Consider the following 19,409-nt stretch of genomic DNA (forward strand, 5'->3'; position numbering starts at 1 on the left):
CTCCTTTATTCGAAGCCATCCTACCCAGTGACAGTTAACGAGGCGCTGACGCTGGCTCTTCTGCGACGCGCGCCAGTACCGGCATCGATCGCCGCTTGCGCGTAGGGGTCGAATGCGGGGCCCGCGGCGGCATGTCCTGAGACGCCGCATCGCGGTAGGCATGGGGCGGAGCGTCGCGCGACACGCGCGGCGGAGGCGAAGATCGCGGGCGGTAGCCGGTCAGATATCCGCGCAGCAGACCGGTCAGCATGGCCAGCCCCAGGGCGAACACGCCGGCACCGATCACGCCGATCTTGCGCAGCGAACTGGCCTGATCGGGCGGATAGGCGCGCTCGACGATCCGCACCGCCTCCGCCGCCTCGGGCGAACCGGCAGCCTGAGCGTCAGCATTGGCGACCTGACCAACCAGACGCTCGGCGGCGAGCGTTGCAGCCTGGGCCTCGCGATTGAGGCGGTCGTAAGCGGGGCGCAGAGCGCGCAGGCGCGCCGACTGTTCGCGCGCATTCGCCAATTGACCGCGCAGGGCGCGCGCCAGACGCGTCTGGGTTACTGCCGCATTCGCCTGCTGCAGTCTTGTGGTATCGAGTTCCTGGTAAATCGGGTTCGGGCCCGTGCGGCGCTGGCCTGCACCCTCCGCGCCGCCGGACTGGATGAAGTCGCGCAACGCTTCGATCTCGCGTTCCACGGCGATGACCGGCGGTGCCTCCGGCAGATAACGCGCCAGCAGCTCCCGCCTGCGCACTTCAAGCGTCAGCAGCTGACCAGACACATCGTTCTCGACATATTGTTCGATAGTCTGAGGCAGGGTTTCGAGACGCTCGCGCAGCGCCGCAGCCCCAGCCTGGGCGGCATCGGCCTCGGCTTCAGCAGCAAGGAGCCGGGTCTGAAGATCGCTGATACGCGCAATAAGGGCGGCCCGCTCGGCTTCGAAATCACCGATGTCGTGAGAGATCAGGAAGTTGCGCAGATCGGCTGCCGCGCTCTCGGCCACGATTTCGGCCCGCGCCAGCCGTGCAGACAGACTGCCCGCCCCGTCTTCGAGAAGAATTTCCTGGCGATAAGCCAGATAGGCATCGACGATCGCATTCAAGGTCCGGGCCGCCCGCTCCGGGTCGGCAGATTCGAACTGCGCGATCAGGACGCTGGAAAACGGCGGGCGGTTGATGGAAAACCCGTCTCGAAGACGCTGCAACGCCGTGGGCGTCACCTCCGCTCCGCTGCGTTCCAGCGCAAAGCGGCGGACCGCGTCCGAATTCAGAATCTCGATCTCTGACTGCATGACCTGATCGAGCACGAAGGCGTCGCCCGTACCGGCTGCCGCCGGAGTGGGGTTTTCCTCGTCGAGCAGAATCAGGAGCCGCGACTGGGCCTCGTAAGTAGGCTGGAGCAGGACGTAGGCGGCAATGGCGGCCGGAATGAAGAGTGCCAGGAAGACCAGCACAATGAGGATCTTTTCGGCCCAGGCCAGCGCAACGATATCGAACAGGTCCATCTCGCGGCGTGGCGAATTGGCGCCTGGCCCCCGGCCGGTGCTGGATTGCTCGTAATCGCTCATGCCCCCATCTCGCGCGCGTGCGCTTAATTTTTCCTTAGCCGTACCGCGCCACGGTGCAAAAATAGTCAGACTTCTTAAGAGGGTGCACGATGGTCATTTTTCGCCAAAGCCCGGTCGCGCTCGCCCTGCTTGCGTTGACCGCTTGCGCGGGATCGCCGCAGTCGGCGCCCTCGACCGGGTTCGATCCGGCACGCTTCGCCGAGTGGAGCTCGGAGGATCCAGCCTACCGGCTCTATCCCGGTGATGAGATTACGGTAACGGTATACACTGCGAACGAGCTGTCGGGCCCGGTCACAGTCGGTCCGGACGGGCGCGCGAACCTGCCCATGCTCGGCGCGCTGATGGTCGCCGACCTCACAGAGCCTGAAGCCGCGCGCCTGATCGCCCAGCGCTATTCGAGCGTCCTGCGCGATCCTATCGTGGAGGTTCGCGCCACCGGTGCGGCCTCCCAGAATATTTTCGTGGGCGGCGAAGTCGCGACCCCGGGTCTGTATCCGCTGCCTGACATGCGCACAGGCACGCTGGAGGCGGTGCTGCTTGCCGGCGGCTTCCAGAATACGGCCCGCCGAGGCGAAGTCGTGGTGCTGCGCCGGGCTCCGGATGGATCGGCCATGATGCGCACCGTCGACCTGCGCGATGCATTGAGCGGCCGGCCGGCCGACCAGGTTCCGCTACGCCGGCACGATATCGTTTTCGTGCCGCGCTCGACCATTGCGGAGGTCAACCTGTTCGTCGAGCAGTACATCGCCAACATCGTGCCGTTCAACGAAGCCTTCGGCTACGCCCTGGCGAACTCGATCCTGAACGACAACTAGCGTAAGCGAAGGCCGACCTACTTGGCTATGACGCCTAGTGGCGCGTGGAGAGCCATTCGCGCGCCGCGCGCTGAGCGGCCGCGATCTGGTCCATGTCCATTTCTTCGGAGACTTCGCGGCGGTAGTGCTTGGCCGGTTCGGAGCCCATCAGGGCTGCGAGGTTGAACCATTTGTGGGCCTCGACATAGTCGATCACACCACCCTGGCCCGTCGAATAGAGCAGGCCCAACTTGCACAGGTCATCGCCTTTCGGCTCGACCGTAACCGCTTCATGCACTTGCGCGGTTTCAACATCGGTGAAGGCCATTCTGCCATTCCCCTTTTCTGTCGCCGGGTGCCCGCATCTCAACGGTGTCACCGGGCTTTGCCATCCACTCAAGGCCTCTTCGAGCCCCTTCTACGAGATGGAGAATGTCGGCCTTTGGTATCCACACGGTTAAAGCGCATCAAGAATAACACAATTTAACCGTTTATTTTCGTTAGGATTTCCTACTTTCGATTAAACCGTATTCCTGAATCGTTAGCCCGCCCCGCCTGACCCGTGCGTGCGCCTGAGCGCCGCGCCGAGCGGCGCGCTGACGACCAGGAGCAATGCGAGAAGACCGCATGTAGCTGCGAGCGCGAGCCGCATTCTGACCGACCAGCCTGGCGCTGCCGGCATACTCATCGCGTCGAGCAGATAGGCCGCGTCGTCCCCGAACAGCTCGACCACCGCCAGCGTATCCGGACCCAGCAGGTTTGAGAGGCGCACGAGATGTTCGACGTCTTGAGCTGAGCGCACTGCGGGCATGACGCGCAGCGCCGGCCCCGCGCCGAGACGCAACCGCAACCGGTTCGCGCCCTGCGCCATCTCCATCAGCTCGCGCTCGCTGGCGCCTTCGACGAGACCGGCGGTGAGCAGGCCGGCCTGGTGCCCGGCGTACAGCATGCGGGCGCCGGCGCGAACACCCGGATCGCCGGTGCCTCGCAGGAGGCCGGCCAGATGGCGTTCAGCCGGGTCGCGCGTGTCAGGGCTCACACTCGCGTGCAGAAGCACCGCGTCCTCGACGCGGCCCGTCCAGCCGGGAAACGCAGCCAGCCGCAGGCTTCGGCCGGCCGGATCGACGAACCAGCGGTCGAACTCTGAAATCGCGCGCCCATAGAGCCGCTCGCTCTGCCGGGCCCTGCGCAAAATCGCCGGGTCGGCCAGGACAAGCTCGGGAGGGGCGATGCCGGCTTCGCGGGCGGTGCGCGCGAGACCGGTCAGCTCCGCCTCGATCAGGCGCTCTTGCTGCCAGACCGGCCGGGCACGCAAGCGGGCATTCGCCACGCCTTGCGACCCCCCGTCGCGGAGCGAGAGCGCAAACGCCTTTCGCTCGGACAGGAGGTCAAGCGCCCCGCCCAGCGAACGCACGCCGTCGAGGTCTGGAATCGGAGAGCGGGACGGATCGACCCGCCGGGCCAGCTCCGAGTCCCAATAGGCGCGCGCGGCATCCACATTCCTGACCCGGTCCTCGATGAGAGCCTGGACGCGCGCCTCGCTCGTTCGCAGCACAGGCGACCAGCCTGTCTCACGGTAATGGATCGAGCCCGCCTGGTACGCCAAGAACACCGCAGACACGAGCAAGCAGAAAAAGGCGAGAGGGCGCAGAACGCGCAGCGTCGCGGTGGACACCCTGCGTACGGACCCGTCTTCCTGATTGGTTGCTTCCACCTTAGCCCTCACTTCAAGCCCCGGCGGCAACAAAGCACGCAGGTGAGCAGGCTTGAAGCAAAACCGGTCCGGGCCGGTTCGCTATTTGCGGGCCTTTTGCCCGAAAAGCACATCGCGGGCCTTCTTCATGTCCTCATTGTCGTCGGCCAGCGAGCGGCTGAATTCCTTGCCCACATCGCGTCCGCGCCGCAAGGCGGGACGCTCTTTCAAACGCTCATACCAGGCCTTCAGGGCGGGAAAGTCGCCCAGGTCCTGGCCTTGCCCGTCCGGCAGGATCCAGGGCCAGATGGCCATGTCCGCGATGGAGTAGGTTCCGGTCACGAAGTCCCGCCCGGTCAACTGGGTGTCGAGTACGCCGTAGAGACGGTTTACCTCGTTGGTATAGCGCGTCTTGCCGTATTCCAGTTTGGACGCGTCCGGCTCGATCCGCGGGGCATAGCTGCGGAAGTGATGAGCCTGTCCGCCCATCGGGCCCAGCCCGGCCATTTGCCACATCAGCCACTCATCCACCTGGACCCGGTCGCGCTCGGTATCGCCGTAGAAGCGTCCTGTCTTGCGCGCGAGGTATTGCAGGATGGCTCCGCTTTCGAAGACCGATATAGGTTTGCCGTCGGGCCCATCAGGATCAACGATCGCCGGCATGCGGTTATTGGGACTGATGGCCAGAAATTCGGACTTGAACTGCTCGCCAGCACCGATATTGACCGGCTTCACGGCATAGGGCAGTTCCATCTCCTCGAGTGCGATGGAAATCTTCCACCCGTTCGGGGTCGGCCAGTAATACAGTTCGATCGGCGCGGTCATGAGGGCTCTCCAGGCTCTGCAGTGTCGGCTTGCAGATTGGGCTCTGCGGCGTTTTGGTCAACCCGGCCTTCTTCACGAGCGCGCGAGCTCAGGATTAAACCCGGACCATCATGACAATATTGACTCAAGACAGCATCGCCCCGGTCTCCTTCGCCCAGTCGGCGAGCGATCCGGACGGATTTGCCGCCGCGCTCGGCCGGTCATTTCGCGAGTACGGCTTTGCCGTCGTCCGCGATCATGGCGTGGACCAGACCATCATCGATCGTGCCGTGGCCGACACAAAGGCATTCTTCGCCCTGCCGCCAGAGACCAAACGGCAATACCACCAGGAGGGTCAGGGCGGTGCGCGCGGCTACACGCCGTTCGGGATCGAAGTCGCCAAGGGGGCAAAGGAACGGGACCTGAAGGAATTCTGGCATCGCGGACGCGATCTTCCTGACGGCCATCGCTACGCGCGCTCCATGCCGGACAATGTCAGCGTCGCGGAAGTCGACGGCTTCGATGCGTCAACCAAGGCGCTTTACGAAGCGCTCGATACCATGGGACGCGTCTTGCTGCGCGCCATCGCACGCGATCTCGAGCTTGAGGAAACCTGGTTCGACTCCACGGTCGACGAAGGCAACTCGGTCCTGCGCCTGCTGCACTATCCCCCGATCGAGGGAGAACCGGGCGGCGTGCGCGCGGGAGCCCACGAAGACATCAACGTCATCACCTTGCTGCTGGGCGCCGAGGAAGCCGGGCTCCAGGTCAAAACCCGCAATGGTGACTGGCTTCCCATCCAACCGCCGCGCGATGCTCTCGTCGTCAATATCGGCGACATGCTGCAGCGCCTGACCAATGACGTGCTGCCGTCCACCACCCACCGCGTCGTGAACCCGTCGGCAGAACGGATGAAGTATCCGCGCTATTCAACGCCCTTCTTCCTGCACTTCAATCCGGACTTCGAAATCAAGACACTGCCCGGATGCGTTTCGGCCGAGAGGCCTGACCGCTATGAACAGCCCATCACCGCAGACGCATATCTGACCGAGCGTCTGCGAGAGATCGGCCTGATGTAGCGCCGGGTCGGCGGGTGCGGAAAAACGCCCGGCGAGCGGCAGGAATTTCCACGAGGTGCGTTCCCTGGAGCACGGGATTCAGGGAACCCTCCCCGGAACGCGGGGACCGCTCTATATGTTGGCCGTCACCGCCGGCGGCCGGAAACCATTTTTTATGTCCCTTCGCATTCGCATGATCGAACGCCTCTCGGAGATCTCGCGCGAGGCTTGGGACGCCGTCGCCAATCCGCCCGGTGCCGCGTACGACCCTTTTCTGTCCTGGAATTTTCTGGAGGCTCTGGAGAGTTCGGGGTGCGCGGCGGAAGACACCGGCTGGGGTCCCAAGCACCTTCTGGCCGAGGACGAGGCGACCGGCGCGCTCGTTGGAGCTTTGCCGCTTTACCTGAAAGGCCATTCCTACGGCGAATTCGTGTTCGATCACGGCTGGGCCAACGCCTTCGAAACCGCCGGAGGGCAGTATTACCCCAAGCTCCTGACCGCAATTCCCTTCACGCCTGCCACCGGACGCCGCGTGCTGGCCAGCCATCGGGACGTCCAGGTCGCCCTCGTGGAGGCTGCCCGCCATGTCGTGGGCGAATGGGGCCTGTCGTCCTGGCACGTGCTATTCCCTGAAGAAGACGCCTGGCAGGCGCTCGGGGAGGCAGGTCTGCTAAAACGCTGCGATATCCAGTTCATCTGGACCAATCGCGGCTATGGCAGTTACGACGACTTCCTCGCCGACCTCTCCTCACGAAAGCGTAAGGCGCTGCGCAAGGAGCGCGTCGCCGCATGCGAGGGTCTCACCATTGAGGCGCTTCGCGGTTCGGATCTGACAGAACACCATTGGGACGTCTTCTTCGCCTGCTACCAGGAGACCGGCGCGCGCAAATGGGGCACGCCCTACCTCAATCGTGAATTCTTCGCACTCATCCACGAACGCATGGCTGACGACGTGTTGCTGGTCATGGCGCGCAACGAGGCGGGTTATATCGCTGCGGCCCTGAACTTCATCGGCTCGCACGCCCTCTTCGGCCGGTATTGGGGCATTCTGGAGCACCGGGACAATCTTCACTTCGAACTTTGCTATCATCGCGCAATCGATTTCGCGATCGAGCACCGCCTCGAACGGGTCGAGGCCGGCGCCCAGGGGCCCCACAAGATGCCGCGCGGATACCGGCCCCAGGCTGTCTACTCGGCCCACTACCTGCCCGATGAGAGTTTCGCAGATGCGGTAGATCGTTATCTGCGCCGCGAGCGCGTCGCGATCGCTCAAGAGATCGAGGACCTGGAAACCGAAATGCCCTTCAAGCAGGATCTATGACCGGTTTCGTGAAACTCACCACACCGCTGGAGGCCAGCCAGGCGCAACCGGTTCTGGCCGCCCTGAGGGGTGCCGGCATCGAGGCTTTTGCGCACAATGAACAACGCATTGGCGTCCTGTCGGGCCAAATGTCGGTATCAGACGGCTTCCCCATCTATGTCCGGTCCGATCAGCGCACGGATGCAGAGGCGTTCCTGCGTCGCCCCGGCCGCCTAGGTGCCAGCCTCGAACTGGACGCGAACGCCCTGGCGTGTCCTCGATGCGGCGGCTCCACGCGCGGCGTAGCCGGGCGCACCATGCGGATGAAGACGCGCCTCAGGCAACTTGCAGGCCTGCCAGCCCCCCTGGCGGCCCGCGAATGCGTGGAATGCTGGCATGGCTGGTATCCGGGTAGCCGCAAACCCTTCACCCGCCAGGAACTCGGCTACAATCCGGACGCTCCGCTGGTTGACTGGCGTGCGATGGCAAAAAAATTCAAAGCCTTTTTGGCGTGGACGCGTTCTATCGGTTATCACGACCGTTCGCGCAGCGATGATGACAGGGAGCCGCCTCAATGAGCCTTCACGGCGATTACGACGACGAGAATGTCTTTGCCAAGATGATCTCCGGGCAGATTCCAGCGGTCACAGTCCATGAAGACGAGCATGTTCTCTGCGTCATGGACATCTTTCCCCAGAGTCCGGGCCACACGCTCGTCATTCCCAAGGAACGCGCGCGCAACCTGCTGGAACTCTCCGACGAAGCCGCACAGGCGGCGATCACGCGGGTCAAAGCCATCGCCAAGGCGGTTGCCAGGGGACTGGATCCTGACGGCGTGACCGTTACCCAGTTCAACGGGGCGCCGGCCGGACAGTCGATCTTTCACATTCACTTCCACGTGATCCCGCGATATACCGGCCAGGCCATCGGAGAACACGGCCAGAGCGGCCAGGCCAATACCGAAACGCTCAAGGCCCAGGCTGAAAAGATCAAGGCAGCGCTGTAGCCGGGGAACCCGTCGCGGCATGACCCGTTGGTCTCGCCATGACAATCAGCCTCATTGCCAATCTGCCCCTTCCAGCCGTCATTGCCGGCTTCCTGATCTGCACGCTCATCATTGCGTCGGCCGGTGCGCAACTCGCCGAGCGGTGCGACGTGATTGCCGACCGCACCGGCTGGGGGGAAGCGCTGGTCGGCGCGGTGCTGCTGGGCGCGGCCACGTCCCTGCCCGGCATCATCACGTCGGTCGCAACCGCCGCACAGGGTTTTCCCGCCTTGTCGAGCTCGAACGCGGTGGGCGGCATAGCCGTCCAGACCGCCTTTCTTGCCATCGCCGATCTGGTCTACCGCCGCGCCAATCTCGAACACGCAGCGGCCTCTCTGGCCAATATCACCGAAGGGGCGCTGCTCCTGGCAATGCTGGCAATCCCGCTCGTGACCTATTCGGGACCGGATTTCACGATCGCCGGCATCCACCCGTCGACAATCGTCATGCTCGCCGCCTATGGGTTCGGGCTGCAGCTGGTGCGCCGTGCGCGTACGGCGCCCATGTGGACGCCCGAAATGACGCGCGAAACGCAGGAAGACGAAGCCGAGGGGGCGCCTGAGGAAAACGGCGAGACACCGGGCGCGCCACCGTGGACGAGTTTCGCCCTTCTGGCTCTGCTCACCGGACTGGCCGGCTTCGGCATCAGCCAGTTCGCCGTCGTGCTCGCGGACCGTACGCCGCTGTCCGAGGTCGCAATCGGCGGGCTGTTTACTGCCATCGCGACCTCCCTGCCCGAGCTGGTAACGTCAATTGCGGCCGTGCGGCGTGGAGCGCTCACGCTTGCAGTCGGCGGAATACTCGGCGGGAACGCTTTCGACACGCTCTTCCTGTCGTTTTCCGACATCGCCTACCGGGGCGGATCGCTCTACCACGCGATGCCGACGGGTGCGGTCTTCACGATCTCGATGTCGATCCTGATGACCGCCGTGCTCATGCTCGGGCTGCTGCGCCGGCAACGCGTGGGATTTGCCGGCATCGGCTTTGAAAGCGCCCTCATTCTCGCCTTCTATGCCGTGACCGTCGGGGTTCTCTTTTTCTGAGCCGCCCTACGGCTCGCACGCCTGTCCCGTGCGCCGCTCGAAGTCGGCGCACAACGCATCCGCCGCACCTGCATCTCCGGCGCGTGACAGGACGCCCGCAAGCCCGCGAACGGCCGCTTGGTTGAGCGGATCGGAGGACAGCACACGGCGATACCAGAGTTCGGCCTCGCCCAGCGATCCGCGCTCATCATGGCGGGCCGCAACCGACAGGCCGACTTCACTGTGCCAGGGCCGGATTTCCAGCGGCCGCGCATCATAGGTGCGCGCCATCACCTCATAGGCCTGTTCCAGATAGGACAGCGCGGCGGCCTCATCACCGCGGAAGCTGGCCATTTCTGAGAGATTGATGAGCGCCCCCCAGGCGTCGGGATCGATCACGAGGGCGCGCGCGTAAGCGTCTTCGGCGGCGGAAAATTCGCCTTGTGCCGCCAGCACCAGCCCGAGCGACCGATAGGCGCGCGCATGCGCAGGATTTTCCCGTATCGCCGCTTCGGCCAGCCTGCGCGCACGTGTCAGAACGCGCTGCGCCTCCTCGGTGTCGAGATAGCCGGAGGCCAATGCCTCACCCAGGCTTGTGCGCTCAATCGGGGTACCCGCTTCGCCGCGCCAGCGGATGACCTGCTGTGTGAGCGCGTTCGACAGGCCGGCAAGTGCGGCGCCATTATCCGGATCACCTTCGAGCACCGCTTCGTAGAGACGCAGCGCCGCTTCGTTATCGGTTCGGGTAAACTGGTGATAGAAGGCATCGGCCCGGCGCAAGGTGACCGCATCCGGATTTTCAGGCGCGCTCTCTGCCTCCGGATCGGGGCCGGGGTCGGCGTCCGGGGCGTCCACCTCCGGACGCAGCATGAACATCGACGCAGCGATCAGGGCAAGGCCGATCACAGCGCCACCGGCGAGAAGCCGTCTGCGGCCGCGCTGCCGAGGCGGGGCGGCGAAGACCGGCGCCTGCGCGGGCATGACCTCGGGCGTCGCAATCAGGCGGTAGCCGCGCTTGGGCACGGTTTCGATAAAGCGCGGTGTTCGCGCGTCGTCGCCGAGGGCTTGGCGCAGCTTCCACACCGTCCGGCCCAGCGCATCGTCGTTGACGTGAACGCCGCCCCAGACCGCGGCGCCAATCTCGGTACGCGACAGCACTTCGCCGGGGCGAGCCGCGAGCAGGACGAGCAAATCCATCACGCGCGGCTCGACCTCGCGCTCCCCGTCCGGCCCGATCAGGCGTTTGCGGACCGGCTCGACCTGCCATTCAAGCAGCTGGAAGGGCGCAGCCTCGCCCATCGCACACCCCTTTGCTCTTTAAAAATCCGGCCGGGGGAGAAAAAGGTCAGATGATCGGGAAGCCCCGGTCATGGCAGGTTAGAAGCGCTTGTGGCGAGGTGGAAGACATGTTCTCACCCGGTCGGACAACCCGGCCTGATAAAAAGAGGCCTGCCTTGAAACCCGTAACCTTGATATCCTTGATCTCGATCCTTCCCCTTGCGCTCTCTTGCGCTTCCGCGACCGCGCAGACAGTGTCAGAGCAGGAGGCCGAGGCCGACCTCGTCGCCCTGTATGAGGGGCTTGAGGCCGCACAGAACGATCTGTTCGTGCACACGCCCCGCTCGGCCTTCGATCAGCGCTATGACGAACTCATCCGCCAGATCGACGGACCGGTGGAGCTGGGTGAGTTTCACGAGATCGCCCAGCGCTTCGCCGCTCTGGCGCGCATCGCGCACACCAGGATCGTGAGCCCTCACCCTGACTGGAACGATCATCTGGAAACCGGACGATTCTTTCCTCTCAGCCTGCGCGTGCATGAAGGCGAGGTGATCGTGACCGAGGCCCCGGCCGACAGCCCGGTTCAACCCGGCGACCGCATCCTGTCTATCGATGGCCAGGTCAATCCGGTCTGGCTGGCCCGGCTGACGCGCAATATCGCCGCCGACACGCCCGCCCTGGCGTACAGCCAGCTTGAAGGCTCCGAACTCTATTATTTCTGGCTCGAATACGGCGAGCCGGACTCGTTCGACATCGCCTATGAACGCCAGGGCGAGCGGGCCCGGGCCCGGATCGCCGCCGCATCGCTGGACGAGCTGCGTAACTCGGTGGGTATCGAGAATGCCTTCTCCTTAGCGGGGCGCGAAGCCCGAATGGTGGACCAAACGATCGCCTACCTTCGCCCCGGTGCGTTCTATAATGTCGATGCCACGACGCCCGAAGAGGCCTATGATCCAGAGGCAACGCGAGCCTTCATCGCCTATATCGATGCTGCCTATCGGGACTTTATCGAAGCGGGCGCCGAGGCCTTGATCCTGGACCTGAGGGACAATCCGGGCGGGGATAATTCCTATTCAGACCCGGTTGTCGCCTGGTTCGCGGACGAGCCTTTCCGCTTCGCCTCCGACTTCCAGATCAAGGTGAGCGAGTCCACGATCGCCTCCAACCAGGCGCGCGTCGACGCCCTGACCGAAGGTGAGACCAGCGCTTCCTCCCGCCTGGCCGAACTCTACGCGGCCGCCGAGCCCGGCGAAACCGTCTCGTACGAGATCCCCTATGCCCAACCCCGCGAGGGCCAGCGTTTCGATGGCGAGGTCTACGTTCTGGTCAACCGCTTCTCCTTCTCGAATGCGGTATCGACCGGCGCCCTGATCCAGGATTACGGCTTCGGCACGATCATGGGGGAGCCGACCACTGACATGGCGACCACCTATGGCGCCATGGAGCACTTCACCCTGCCCCATTCCGAATTTCTGGTCGGCTATCCCAAGGCGCTCATCATCCGCCCGAACGGGGAGCGCGAGACCCATCCCCTCACGCCCGATGTCTTCCTGCCCGCCCCGGCGATCCGCAGCGAACAGGACGTGATGCTGAACGCCGCGATTGCCTACATTCAGGAGCGCAAATGAACAAAAAAGCCCCGGCGCAAGCAGCGCCGGGGCTTTTTTCTGCCTTGCGGCCGGTGCGGCCTGGCTTAGCCGACGATCTCGTCTTCCTTGAAGAAGAACGGAATTTCCTGCGCGGCGGTTTCCGGCGCGTCGGAGCCATGCACGGTGTTGGCTTCGATGGACTCGGCGAAGCTGGCCCGAATGGTGCCCTCGGCGGCATCTTCCGGGTTCGTCGCGCCCATCACGTCACGGTATTTCGCGATCGCGTTCTCGCCTTCGAGAACCTGAACCACGACCGGGCCGGAAATCATGAAGGAAACCAGGTCGTTGAAGAAGGGGCGCTCCTTGTGGACGGCGTAGAAGCCTTCGGCCTGCTCGCGCGTCATCTTGATGCGCTTCTGGGCAATGATGCGCAGACCGGCGTCTTCGATCTTGGCATTGACCTTGCCGGTGATGTTGCGCGCAGTAGCATCCGGCTTGATGATCGAGAAAGTGCGTTGAACGGCCATCGGTAAATTCCTTCTGGCTGGATGGGGAGGAAGTTGCGGCGGCTTATAGCGGCGCTTTTCCGGCGTGTGAAGCCGTGCTAACCGGCATCGCCCATGCTGCACATCAACGACCTCACATATCACATTGAAGGCCGGCGCCTGTTCGATCAGGCGACGCTCTTCCTGCCTGCCAAGACCAAGATGGGACTGGTGGGACGCAACGGCACCGGCAAGTCCACCCTGTTCCGGCTGATCCGTGGCGAAACCACGCCCGATGACGGGTCGGTCTCGCTGCAGCCTGGCGCCCGGCTCGGCTCGGTCGCGCAGGAAGCACCCGGCGGCCCGACGACGGTGATGGACTACGTGCTGGAGGCCGATACCGAGCGCAGCGCACTCCTGGCCGAGGCAGAGACGGCTACCGATCCCAACCGCATTGCCGACATCCAGACGCGCCTTGCCGACATCGATGCGCATTCGGCCGAAGCGCGGGCCGGTTCCATCCTGCATGGGCTCGGTTTTTCGCCTGACGCCCAGCTGCGCCCCTGCGCCGAGTTCTCCGGCGGATGGCGCATGCGCGTGGCGCTGGCCGCCACGCTGTTCGCCGAACCCGATCTTCTGCTCCTGGACGAACCGACCAACTATCTCGACCTTGAAGGCGCGATCTGGCTGGAAACCCACTTGCAGCGCTACCCCGGTGCCGCGCTCGTCATCTCCCACGACCGCGATTTGCTCAACGCCAGCGTCGACGCGATCGCGCATCTAAACGAGGGAAAGCTGACGATCTGGGAAGGCGGGTACGACCAGTTCGAACGTCAGCTGGCCGAGCGCCAGCGTCTTCAGATGAAGCTGAAAGAGCGCCAGGAAGAGAAGCGCCGACACCTTCAAAGCTTCGTCGACCGGTTCAAGGCGAAGGCGAGCAAGGCCAAGCAGGCCCAGTCCCGCGTCAAGATGCTGGAAAAGATGGAGCCGGTGGCAACCAGCGTCGACAATCCCGTAGCCCCGTTCGAGTTTCCCGATGCACCCAGGCGCATGGGCAATCCGCTGATCCGGATCGAGGACGGCGCAACGGGCTACTCGCCCGAAAATCCGGTCCTGACCGGGATGGATTTGCGCATCGATATCGATGACCGGATCGGTCTTCTGGGTCGCAACGGATCGGGCAAGTCGACCTTCGCGAAGTTCCTGACGGGGCATGTCGACCTGCTGGACGGCAGTTTCCGCATGCACAAGAAGGCAGAAATCGCCCACTTCAACCAGCACCAGATCGACGCCCTGCATCCCAACCAGAGCGCCTACGACCATATTCTGGAGCTGATGGAAGATGCGACAGAGGCCCAGCGCCGCTCGCGCCTGGCCCGTTTCGGGCTGCCCGGAGACCGTCAGGAAACACCCGCCAAATCGCTGTCAGGGGGCGAGAAGGCACGCCTTCTGATGAACCTCATCAGCTTTCACGGCTCGCACCTGATGATACTGGACGAGCCGACCAACCATCTCGACATGGACAGCCGTCAGGCCCTGATCGAGGCAATCAATGCCTTCGAAGGCGCGGTGCTGATCATCAGCCACGACCGCCACCTGATCGAGGCGTGTGTCGACCGGCTCTGGCTTTGTGCGGACGGGACGATCGCCCCCTATCAGGGCGATCTGGCCGACTATCGCCGGCTTGTGCTGAAAGGTGAGGAAGAGACGCGCCCGCGAGGACAGGCCAGGCCGACGGGCGGACAGAAGACCGAGCGCCGGCGCGACGCCGCAGAAGCGCGCGAGCGTCTCAAGCCCCTCAAGGCCGAGGCGGCCAGATGGGAAAAGGAAGCCGAGCGACTGAAGGGCGTCCTGGCCAAGATCGATGCCGGCCTGGCCACGCCCGGCCTCTGGGAAAAGGACCCCGCTCTGGCCACAGAGCTGAACAAGAAGCGCGCCCGGGCCGAAGATCTCATCGAAGAGGCAGAATTGAGTTGGCTCGAGGCCGAAGAAGCGTTCGAGACGGCCCGGGCCGAAGCCGGGCTCTAGACCGCGCCCGGCGAGCGAGACCCTAGCCGCACTTGACCTCCATCACCTCGCCATTTCCGCCAATGACGACATTCAGGCGCTCCGGGCGATAGTCCATGGTGACCATGTCGCCCTCGCCGTAAATCCGGTGCGGCTGCGGCAGGCTGGGCGTATGGACTTCTGTGCCCGGCTGACCCACCAGCATCTGGTATTGATCGGCCGCGCACTCGCGCGCCTCCGCGCCGTCTTCATCGAGTTCGGACATGTCCACCTCGGTCACGTCCTGGTTGGCCGCGCAGGCCCCCAGAACCAGTCCGGCCAGCGAAATCATCGCGAATATGCGTATCATGCTTTCTTCTCCCATCGCCCCTGGTCGTTCTGACGCCAGTAGGACACCTCGGCATCGCCCTTACGGGCCGCCGACCAGAGTTCTCTGGCCCAGCTCACGCCGCCCTCGTCCCGAGCTTCGAACATCACCACGACGCGATCCCAGTCTGCCAGCGTTTCGATCTCGATCGGTGTCGCGTCGAGAAGAAAAAGCATGCTGGCGCCGTTAACGTTCCGTGTCTCTGTGGAAAGCAAGACAGGTTGTCGGCTCGCCTGGGGCTCGCTGTCACGTCCATGCGGCAGAAAGGCATCGTCGCGGAAGGTCCACAGATGTGCGTCCAGGGCCTCAAGCCGGGCCTCATCCTGGCTTGCGACCACCGCCCGCCCCCCGCGAGCAAGCAGCTTGGTCAGCAGCTCGGGCAGGGCTTCGTCCACGCTGGCTTGCTCAAGATGGTAGAACCAGAGTTCGGCCACGCCGGCTGTCTCCCTTCAGGCATGAAAAAAGGGCGGCCCGTTCAAGACCGCCCTTTGGATCGTCCAGGCGCTAGCCCTCGTAGTAGTCGCGCACGAGCCGGTCGAGCAGACGGACCCCGTAACCGGTTCCGAACGACGGCTTGCGCGGATCCTTCGATCCGGTCTGCATGCCGGTGCCGGCAATGTCGATATGGACCCACGGCTTCTCGTTGACGAAGCGCTGCAGGAAGACCGCCGCGGCGATCGACCCGGCATTGCGGCCCTCGCCGAGATTCTTCATGTCGGCCACCGTGGAATCGATCTGACGATCGTATTCCGCTCCGATAGGCAGACGCCAGACCGTTTCATCGGAGGCCTTGCCGGCCCGGGTCAGATTGTCGACCAGCTCGTCATCGTTGGAGAAAACGCCCGCATGCTCGTGACCGAGGGTGATCAGGATGGCCCCGGTCAACGTGGCCAGGTCGATGATGAAGCGCGGATCGAAGCGCTCCTGCGTGTACCAGAGAGCGTCGGCGAGCACGAGCCGGCCCTCGGCGTCGGTGTTGAGGATCTCGATCGTCTGACCGGACAGCGATGTGACGATATCGCCCGGACGTTGCGCATTGCCGTCCGGCATGTTCTCGACCAGACCGATCACGCCGATCGCGTTCACATTCGCCTTGCGACCGGCCAGGGCATGCATCAGGCCAACCACGGCAGCCGAACCGCCCATGTCGCCTTTCATTTCTTCCATGCCAAGTCCCGGCTTCAAAGAGATGCCGCCGGTATCAAAGCACACGCCCTTGCCCACAAAGGCGAGCGGCTTCTCGCCGTCCTTGCCGCCATTCCAGCGCATGATGACGAGCTGGCTTTCGCGTACAGAGCCTTGGCCGACGCCCAGAAGCGCGCCCATGCCCAGCTTCTCCATTTCTTTCTCGCCGAGCACCTCGATCTCGACACCGAGCTTCTCCAGCTTTTCCTTCACCCGCTTGGTGTAGGCGGTCGGGTAGAGGATGTTGGCCGGCTCCATGACGAGATCGCGCGCGGTCTTCACACCGTCGGCCACCGCTTCCCAGGATTTCCAGGACTTCTTCGCGGCCTTCTCGTCGGACACCACGAACTCGGCCGTTTTCAACGACGGCTTCTTGTCGGCTTTCAGCTTGGTGCGGTAGGCATCGAATCGATAGGCCGCCATGGTCGCGCCCAGAGCCGTGCGCGCCGCGCTCTCGGTGTCGGTCACACCGTCGAGATGAAAGGAGACCGTGTCGGCACCGGTATTGAGCAGGTGCTTGACCACGCTCGCGCCGGCCTTCTCGAACACATTGCCGTCCGCGTCCTTGCTCTCGCCCAGTCCGAAGACGACGATCCGCGCGGCATCCACGCCGTTGGGGCTGACGATCTCGACCACATCGCCGGCCTCGCCCTTGAAACGGGACGCCTTGATCGCGCGGCTGATCGCACCTCCGGTCTTCTCGTCCAGCGCGGTCGCCGGGTCGGACAGCGTGGTGCGCGAGTAGGCCGGCACGGCCAGCGTGTCACCGGAAGCGGTTTCAGCAAACTTGATCTTCATGTCACGTCTCTTTCTTGGTTCACGGGATTGAACGGCTCGTCCGATCTGACGCGTACCCGGGGGTGGGCCGACAGGGCAGGAAAACCGGCTACACATTGACTCATGGCGTGAGTGGTATCCGATCGCGGGTCACGTTAGAAGTCTCTGCCTTCATGATCTGGCGCTCCGCCGCCACTTTTTCGACCCCGGACCTGCGCCACGATGACATTGTTTCAGCGATATTTGTTCAGGCAGGGTCTGTGGCCGCTCCTGACGGCCCTGCTGGCGCTGACCGGCCTGGCCGTCATGACGCAGTCCCTGTCCAATATCGAGCTGATCTCCAGCGAGCGCGAAACCGCGTTCGCCTTCGTCTGGATCACTCTGCTGGCGATGCCCCAGATCATCGCGATGATTCTGCCCGTCGCGGTCTTTCTTGCCGTCGCCATCTCGATGAACCGCCTGATCAGCGATTCAGAGCTGACCGTGGGGGCGGCCGCCGGCATGAGCCGCGGTCAGCGCATGTCGCCCTTCATTCGCATCGCCGTCTTCGCGATGCTGGGCAATCTGGTCATCAACCTCTTCGTTCAGCCTGTCGCCTTCCGGGAAATGCGCGAGAGCGTCTACGAGATCCGCAGCGATCTTGTGGCCGACTTCATGCGTCCGGGTGAATTCACCGACCTCGGCGGCAACGTGACCTTCTACACGCGCTCCCTCGACGATAACGGCGTGATGAGCGACGTGTTCATCCAGGACGGACGCGGCACGGAAAGCCGGGCCTATGCGGCCGGGACGGGGCTGATCACACGCACCTCTCGCGGACCGGTCATGCTGTTGCAGAACGGGCAGCTCTCCCAGACCGACGAACAGGGCGAGCTGTCCACACTCGCCTTCGAACGTTACGAATTCGAGCTCAACGCCTTCCTCGATCCGGCCTCGGCCTTCTTCTTCAAGGAAAGCGACCGCTTTCTGCCCGAGCTTCTGATGCCGACTGCCGCCGACATCGTCCGGGCGCGTTCGGCAGCCGTGCTGTATGCCGAAGGCCATTACCGGCTTGCCGCTCCGCTCTACAACCTGGTCTTTGCCCTGTTTGCGGCCTGCGCCTTCTTCGCTGTCGAACACAGGCGCACAGGCTACGCACGCTTCATCATCCTAGCCGGGGCCGGAGCCATGATCCTGAGGCTGGCCGGGTTTGCCGTTCAGGCCGCGGCCAGCGACAACATGGCCTATAACGTTGTCCAGTACGCGCTTCCGGTCGGGGGAATTGTCATCGGCCTGATTATCCTGAACCGCCCGGTCAGGTTCCTGCGCCGGTTCAGGCGCGCGCACGCGGAGGCATCCGCATGAGCCGCCTGGCGCGCTACCTCATCCTGCAGACGCTGCTCGGCATCCTCGCGTCGGCCGGCGTGATCAGTGCCGTCATCATCCTCGTCGACTTCGTCGAGACCTCGCGGGACATCTCGACGCGCGCCGACCTCACGGCGCTTCAGGCTCTGGGACTGACCCTGCTCAAATCGCCTCTCCTCATCCAGGAGACCCTGCCCTTCATTGTTCTGTTCGGCACGCTCTGGGCCTTTTTCCGGCTCAACCGGCGCAGCGAGCTGATCGTGATGCGCGCAGCCGGCTATTCGGCCTGGCGCATCCTGCTGCCCGCTGCCTCTCTCGCCTTCGTGATCGGCGTGGCCGGGACTGCGGTGCTCAGCCCGCTGGGAGCAATGAGCAATGCTCGTTTCGAGACGATCCGCGAGACCATTCTGGATGGGCAGACCGGGATGACTTCGGTGTCGGCGGGCCCGGTCTGGCTGCGCGAGACCTCGCCGGACGGCTTCAACATCATCACGGCCTCACGGTTCGACGCCGAGGAAGGCCAGATATTCACTCCGGTGTTCCGCATCTATCTGCGATCCGAAGCCGGCGCCCCGATTCTCGTGCGCCGCATCGAAGCGGAGTCGGCCCGCCTGAGTTCCGGATTCTGGGTTCTCGACGAGGCGGTCGAGCTGACCGCCGACGCGCCGCGCGAAAAGCTCGGGGAAATTTCCCTGCAGACTTCGATCGGGCGCCAGGCCCTGTTCGAGCGCGCTCGATCGCCGGGCGGAATTTCGTTCTGGGATCTGCCCGGCGTCATCGCATCGGCGCGGGCTGCGGGGCTGTCCACGCGTCCCTATGAATTACGGTTCCAGAGCCTCCTTGCCCAACCCCTGACCATCGTCGCGGCGGCTCTGCTTGCCATCGCGGCCACTCTGCGCCTGGTGCGTCTTGGCGGCGCGGCCGGATTCGCGTTCGCCGGCGGGGCGGCAGGTTTCCTGCTCTACTTCCTGCAGGAGTTGATGCTAAGTCTTGGCCGGTCCGGGACGATCGATACAATCAGTGCAGCCTGGAGTGCACCGGCACTCTTTATTCTCGCGGCCATGTTCTACGTGGCCTACACCGAAGACGGTTGATGCGTGGACGCC

At 64.1% G+C, this 19,409-nt stretch carries 19 protein-coding genes; 10 read left to right on the forward strand and 9 right to left on the reverse strand.

Annotation, left to right across the window (positions count from 1 at the left end; genetic code table 11):
* Nucleotides 1–34: 34 nt before the first annotated feature.
* Entirely contained in the window at nt 35–1,555 is a 1,521-nt protein-coding gene (locus E5162_RS05290) for a GumC family protein (RefSeq protein ID WP_135943883.1), read from the reverse strand.
* Between the two features lie 89 nt (nt 1,556–1,644).
* Here E5162_RS05290 and E5162_RS05295 point away from each other — a divergent pair, with 89 nt between their 5' ends.
* Nucleotides 1,645–2,370, forward strand: coding sequence for a polysaccharide biosynthesis/export family protein (locus E5162_RS05295; RefSeq protein WP_135943884.1), 726 nt, complete (start codon nt 1,645–1,647; stop codon nt 2,368–2,370).
* A 34-nt stretch (nt 2,371–2,404) separates the two neighbouring features.
* Here E5162_RS05295 and E5162_RS05300 read toward each other — a convergent pair whose 3' ends face one another.
* The 3 genes from E5162_RS05300 to E5162_RS05310 form a co-directional block, all read right to left on the reverse strand.
* A complete protein-coding gene (locus E5162_RS05300) occupies nt 2,405–2,677 on the reverse strand; it encodes an SEL1-like repeat protein (RefSeq protein WP_135943885.1) in 273 nt (90 codons plus the stop codon).
* Nucleotides 2,678–2,890: 213 nt separating this feature from the next.
* Entirely contained in the window at nt 2,891–4,063 is a 1,173-nt protein-coding gene (locus E5162_RS05305) for a hypothetical protein (RefSeq protein WP_135943886.1), read from the reverse strand.
* A gap of 81 nt (nt 4,064–4,144) precedes the next feature.
* Complete coding sequence (locus E5162_RS05310; RefSeq protein WP_135943887.1) at nt 4,145–4,867, reverse strand: glutathione S-transferase family protein; 723 nt, start codon at nt 4,865–4,867, stop codon at nt 4,145–4,147.
* Nucleotides 4,868–4,977: 110 nt separating this feature from the next.
* Between E5162_RS05310 and E5162_RS05315 the strand changes: the two genes are divergently transcribed.
* The 5 genes from E5162_RS05315 to E5162_RS05335 all read left to right on the forward strand — a co-directional run bounded on the left by E5162_RS05315 (nt 4,978) and on the right by E5162_RS05335 (nt 9,292).
* On the forward strand, nt 4,978–5,925 hold the full coding sequence (locus E5162_RS05315) for an isopenicillin N synthase family dioxygenase (protein WP_135943888.1): 948 nt from the start codon (nt 4,978–4,980) through the stop codon (nt 5,923–5,925).
* Nucleotides 5,926–6,079: 154 nt separating this feature from the next.
* Nucleotides 6,080–7,225 carry a GNAT family N-acetyltransferase gene (locus E5162_RS05320; RefSeq protein WP_135943889.1) on the forward strand — a complete coding sequence of 382 codons (1,146 nt, stop codon included), beginning with the start codon at nt 6,080–6,082 and terminating at the stop codon, nt 7,223–7,225.
* Nucleotides 7,222–7,782, forward strand: a complete 561-nt coding sequence (locus E5162_RS05325; protein WP_135943890.1) for a hypothetical protein — start codon at nt 7,222–7,224, stop codon at nt 7,780–7,782. Before E5162_RS05320 ends, E5162_RS05325 begins: the two co-directional genes overlap by 4 nt.
* Nucleotides 7,779–8,210: an HIT family protein gene (locus E5162_RS05330; protein ID WP_135943891.1), complete on the forward strand. Its 432-nt coding sequence runs from the start codon at nt 7,779–7,781 to the stop codon at nt 8,208–8,210. The genes E5162_RS05325 and E5162_RS05330 overlap by 4 nt, the downstream gene beginning before the upstream one ends.
* A 38-nt stretch (nt 8,211–8,248) precedes the next feature.
* Nucleotides 8,249–9,292, forward strand: a complete 1,044-nt coding sequence (locus E5162_RS05335) for a sodium:calcium antiporter (RefSeq protein ID WP_135943892.1) — start codon at nt 8,249–8,251, stop codon at nt 9,290–9,292.
* Nucleotides 9,293–9,298: 6 nt separating this feature from the next.
* Here the strand turns inward: E5162_RS05335 and E5162_RS05340 are convergent, their stop codons facing one another.
* Nucleotides 9,299–10,570, reverse strand: a complete 1,272-nt coding sequence (locus E5162_RS05340) for a winged helix-turn-helix domain-containing protein (protein WP_135943893.1) — start codon at nt 10,568–10,570, stop codon at nt 9,299–9,301.
* Nucleotides 10,571–10,725: 155 nt separating this feature from the next.
* On the opposite strand from E5162_RS05340, the gene E5162_RS05345 reads away from it, so the two are divergent.
* Nucleotides 10,726–12,177: a S41 family peptidase gene (locus E5162_RS05345; RefSeq protein ID WP_158291201.1), complete on the forward strand. Its 1,452-nt coding sequence runs from the start codon at nt 10,726–10,728 to the stop codon at nt 12,175–12,177.
* A gap of 65 nt (nt 12,178–12,242) precedes the next feature.
* Here E5162_RS05345 and ndk read toward each other — a convergent pair whose 3' ends face one another.
* Nucleotides 12,243–12,665: a nucleoside-diphosphate kinase gene (ndk, locus tag E5162_RS05350; protein WP_135943895.1), complete on the reverse strand. Its 423-nt coding sequence runs from the start codon at nt 12,663–12,665 to the stop codon at nt 12,243–12,245.
* A 93-nt stretch (nt 12,666–12,758) separates the two neighbouring features.
* Here ndk and E5162_RS05355 point away from each other — a divergent pair, with 93 nt between their 5' ends.
* Nucleotides 12,759–14,651: an ABC-F family ATP-binding cassette domain-containing protein gene (locus tag E5162_RS05355; protein WP_135943896.1), complete on the forward strand. Its 1,893-nt coding sequence runs from the start codon at nt 12,759–12,761 to the stop codon at nt 14,649–14,651.
* A 22-nt stretch (nt 14,652–14,673) separates the two neighbouring features.
* Here E5162_RS05355 and E5162_RS05360 read toward each other — a convergent pair whose 3' ends face one another.
* The 3 genes from E5162_RS05360 to E5162_RS05370 form a co-directional block, all read right to left on the reverse strand.
* Entirely contained in the window at nt 14,674–14,979 is a 306-nt protein-coding gene (locus E5162_RS05360; RefSeq protein WP_158291202.1) for an I78 family peptidase inhibitor, read from the reverse strand.
* Nucleotides 14,976–15,431, reverse strand: coding sequence for a DNA polymerase III subunit chi (locus tag E5162_RS05365; RefSeq protein ID WP_135943898.1), 456 nt, complete (start codon nt 15,429–15,431; stop codon nt 14,976–14,978). Before E5162_RS05365 ends, E5162_RS05360 begins: the two co-directional genes overlap by 4 nt.
* Before the next feature lie 70 nt (nt 15,432–15,501).
* Nucleotides 15,502–16,980: a leucyl aminopeptidase gene (locus tag E5162_RS05370; RefSeq protein WP_135943899.1), complete on the reverse strand. Its 1,479-nt coding sequence runs from the start codon at nt 16,978–16,980 to the stop codon at nt 15,502–15,504.
* A gap of 201 nt (nt 16,981–17,181) precedes the next feature.
* Between E5162_RS05370 and E5162_RS05375 the strand changes: the two genes are divergently transcribed.
* A complete protein-coding gene (locus E5162_RS05375) occupies nt 17,182–18,303 on the forward strand; it encodes an LptF/LptG family permease (RefSeq protein WP_135943900.1) in 1,122 nt (373 codons plus the stop codon).
* Nucleotides 18,300–19,397: an LptF/LptG family permease gene (locus E5162_RS05380; protein ID WP_135943901.1), complete on the forward strand. Its 1,098-nt coding sequence runs from the start codon at nt 18,300–18,302 to the stop codon at nt 19,395–19,397. The genes E5162_RS05375 and E5162_RS05380 overlap by 4 nt, the downstream gene beginning before the upstream one ends.
* Nucleotides 19,398–19,409: the final 12 nt, after the last annotated feature.

This window comes from Marinicauda pacifica, from assembly GCF_004793635.1.
Taxonomy (GTDB): Bacteria; Pseudomonadota; Alphaproteobacteria; order Caulobacterales; family Maricaulaceae; genus Marinicauda; species Marinicauda pacifica.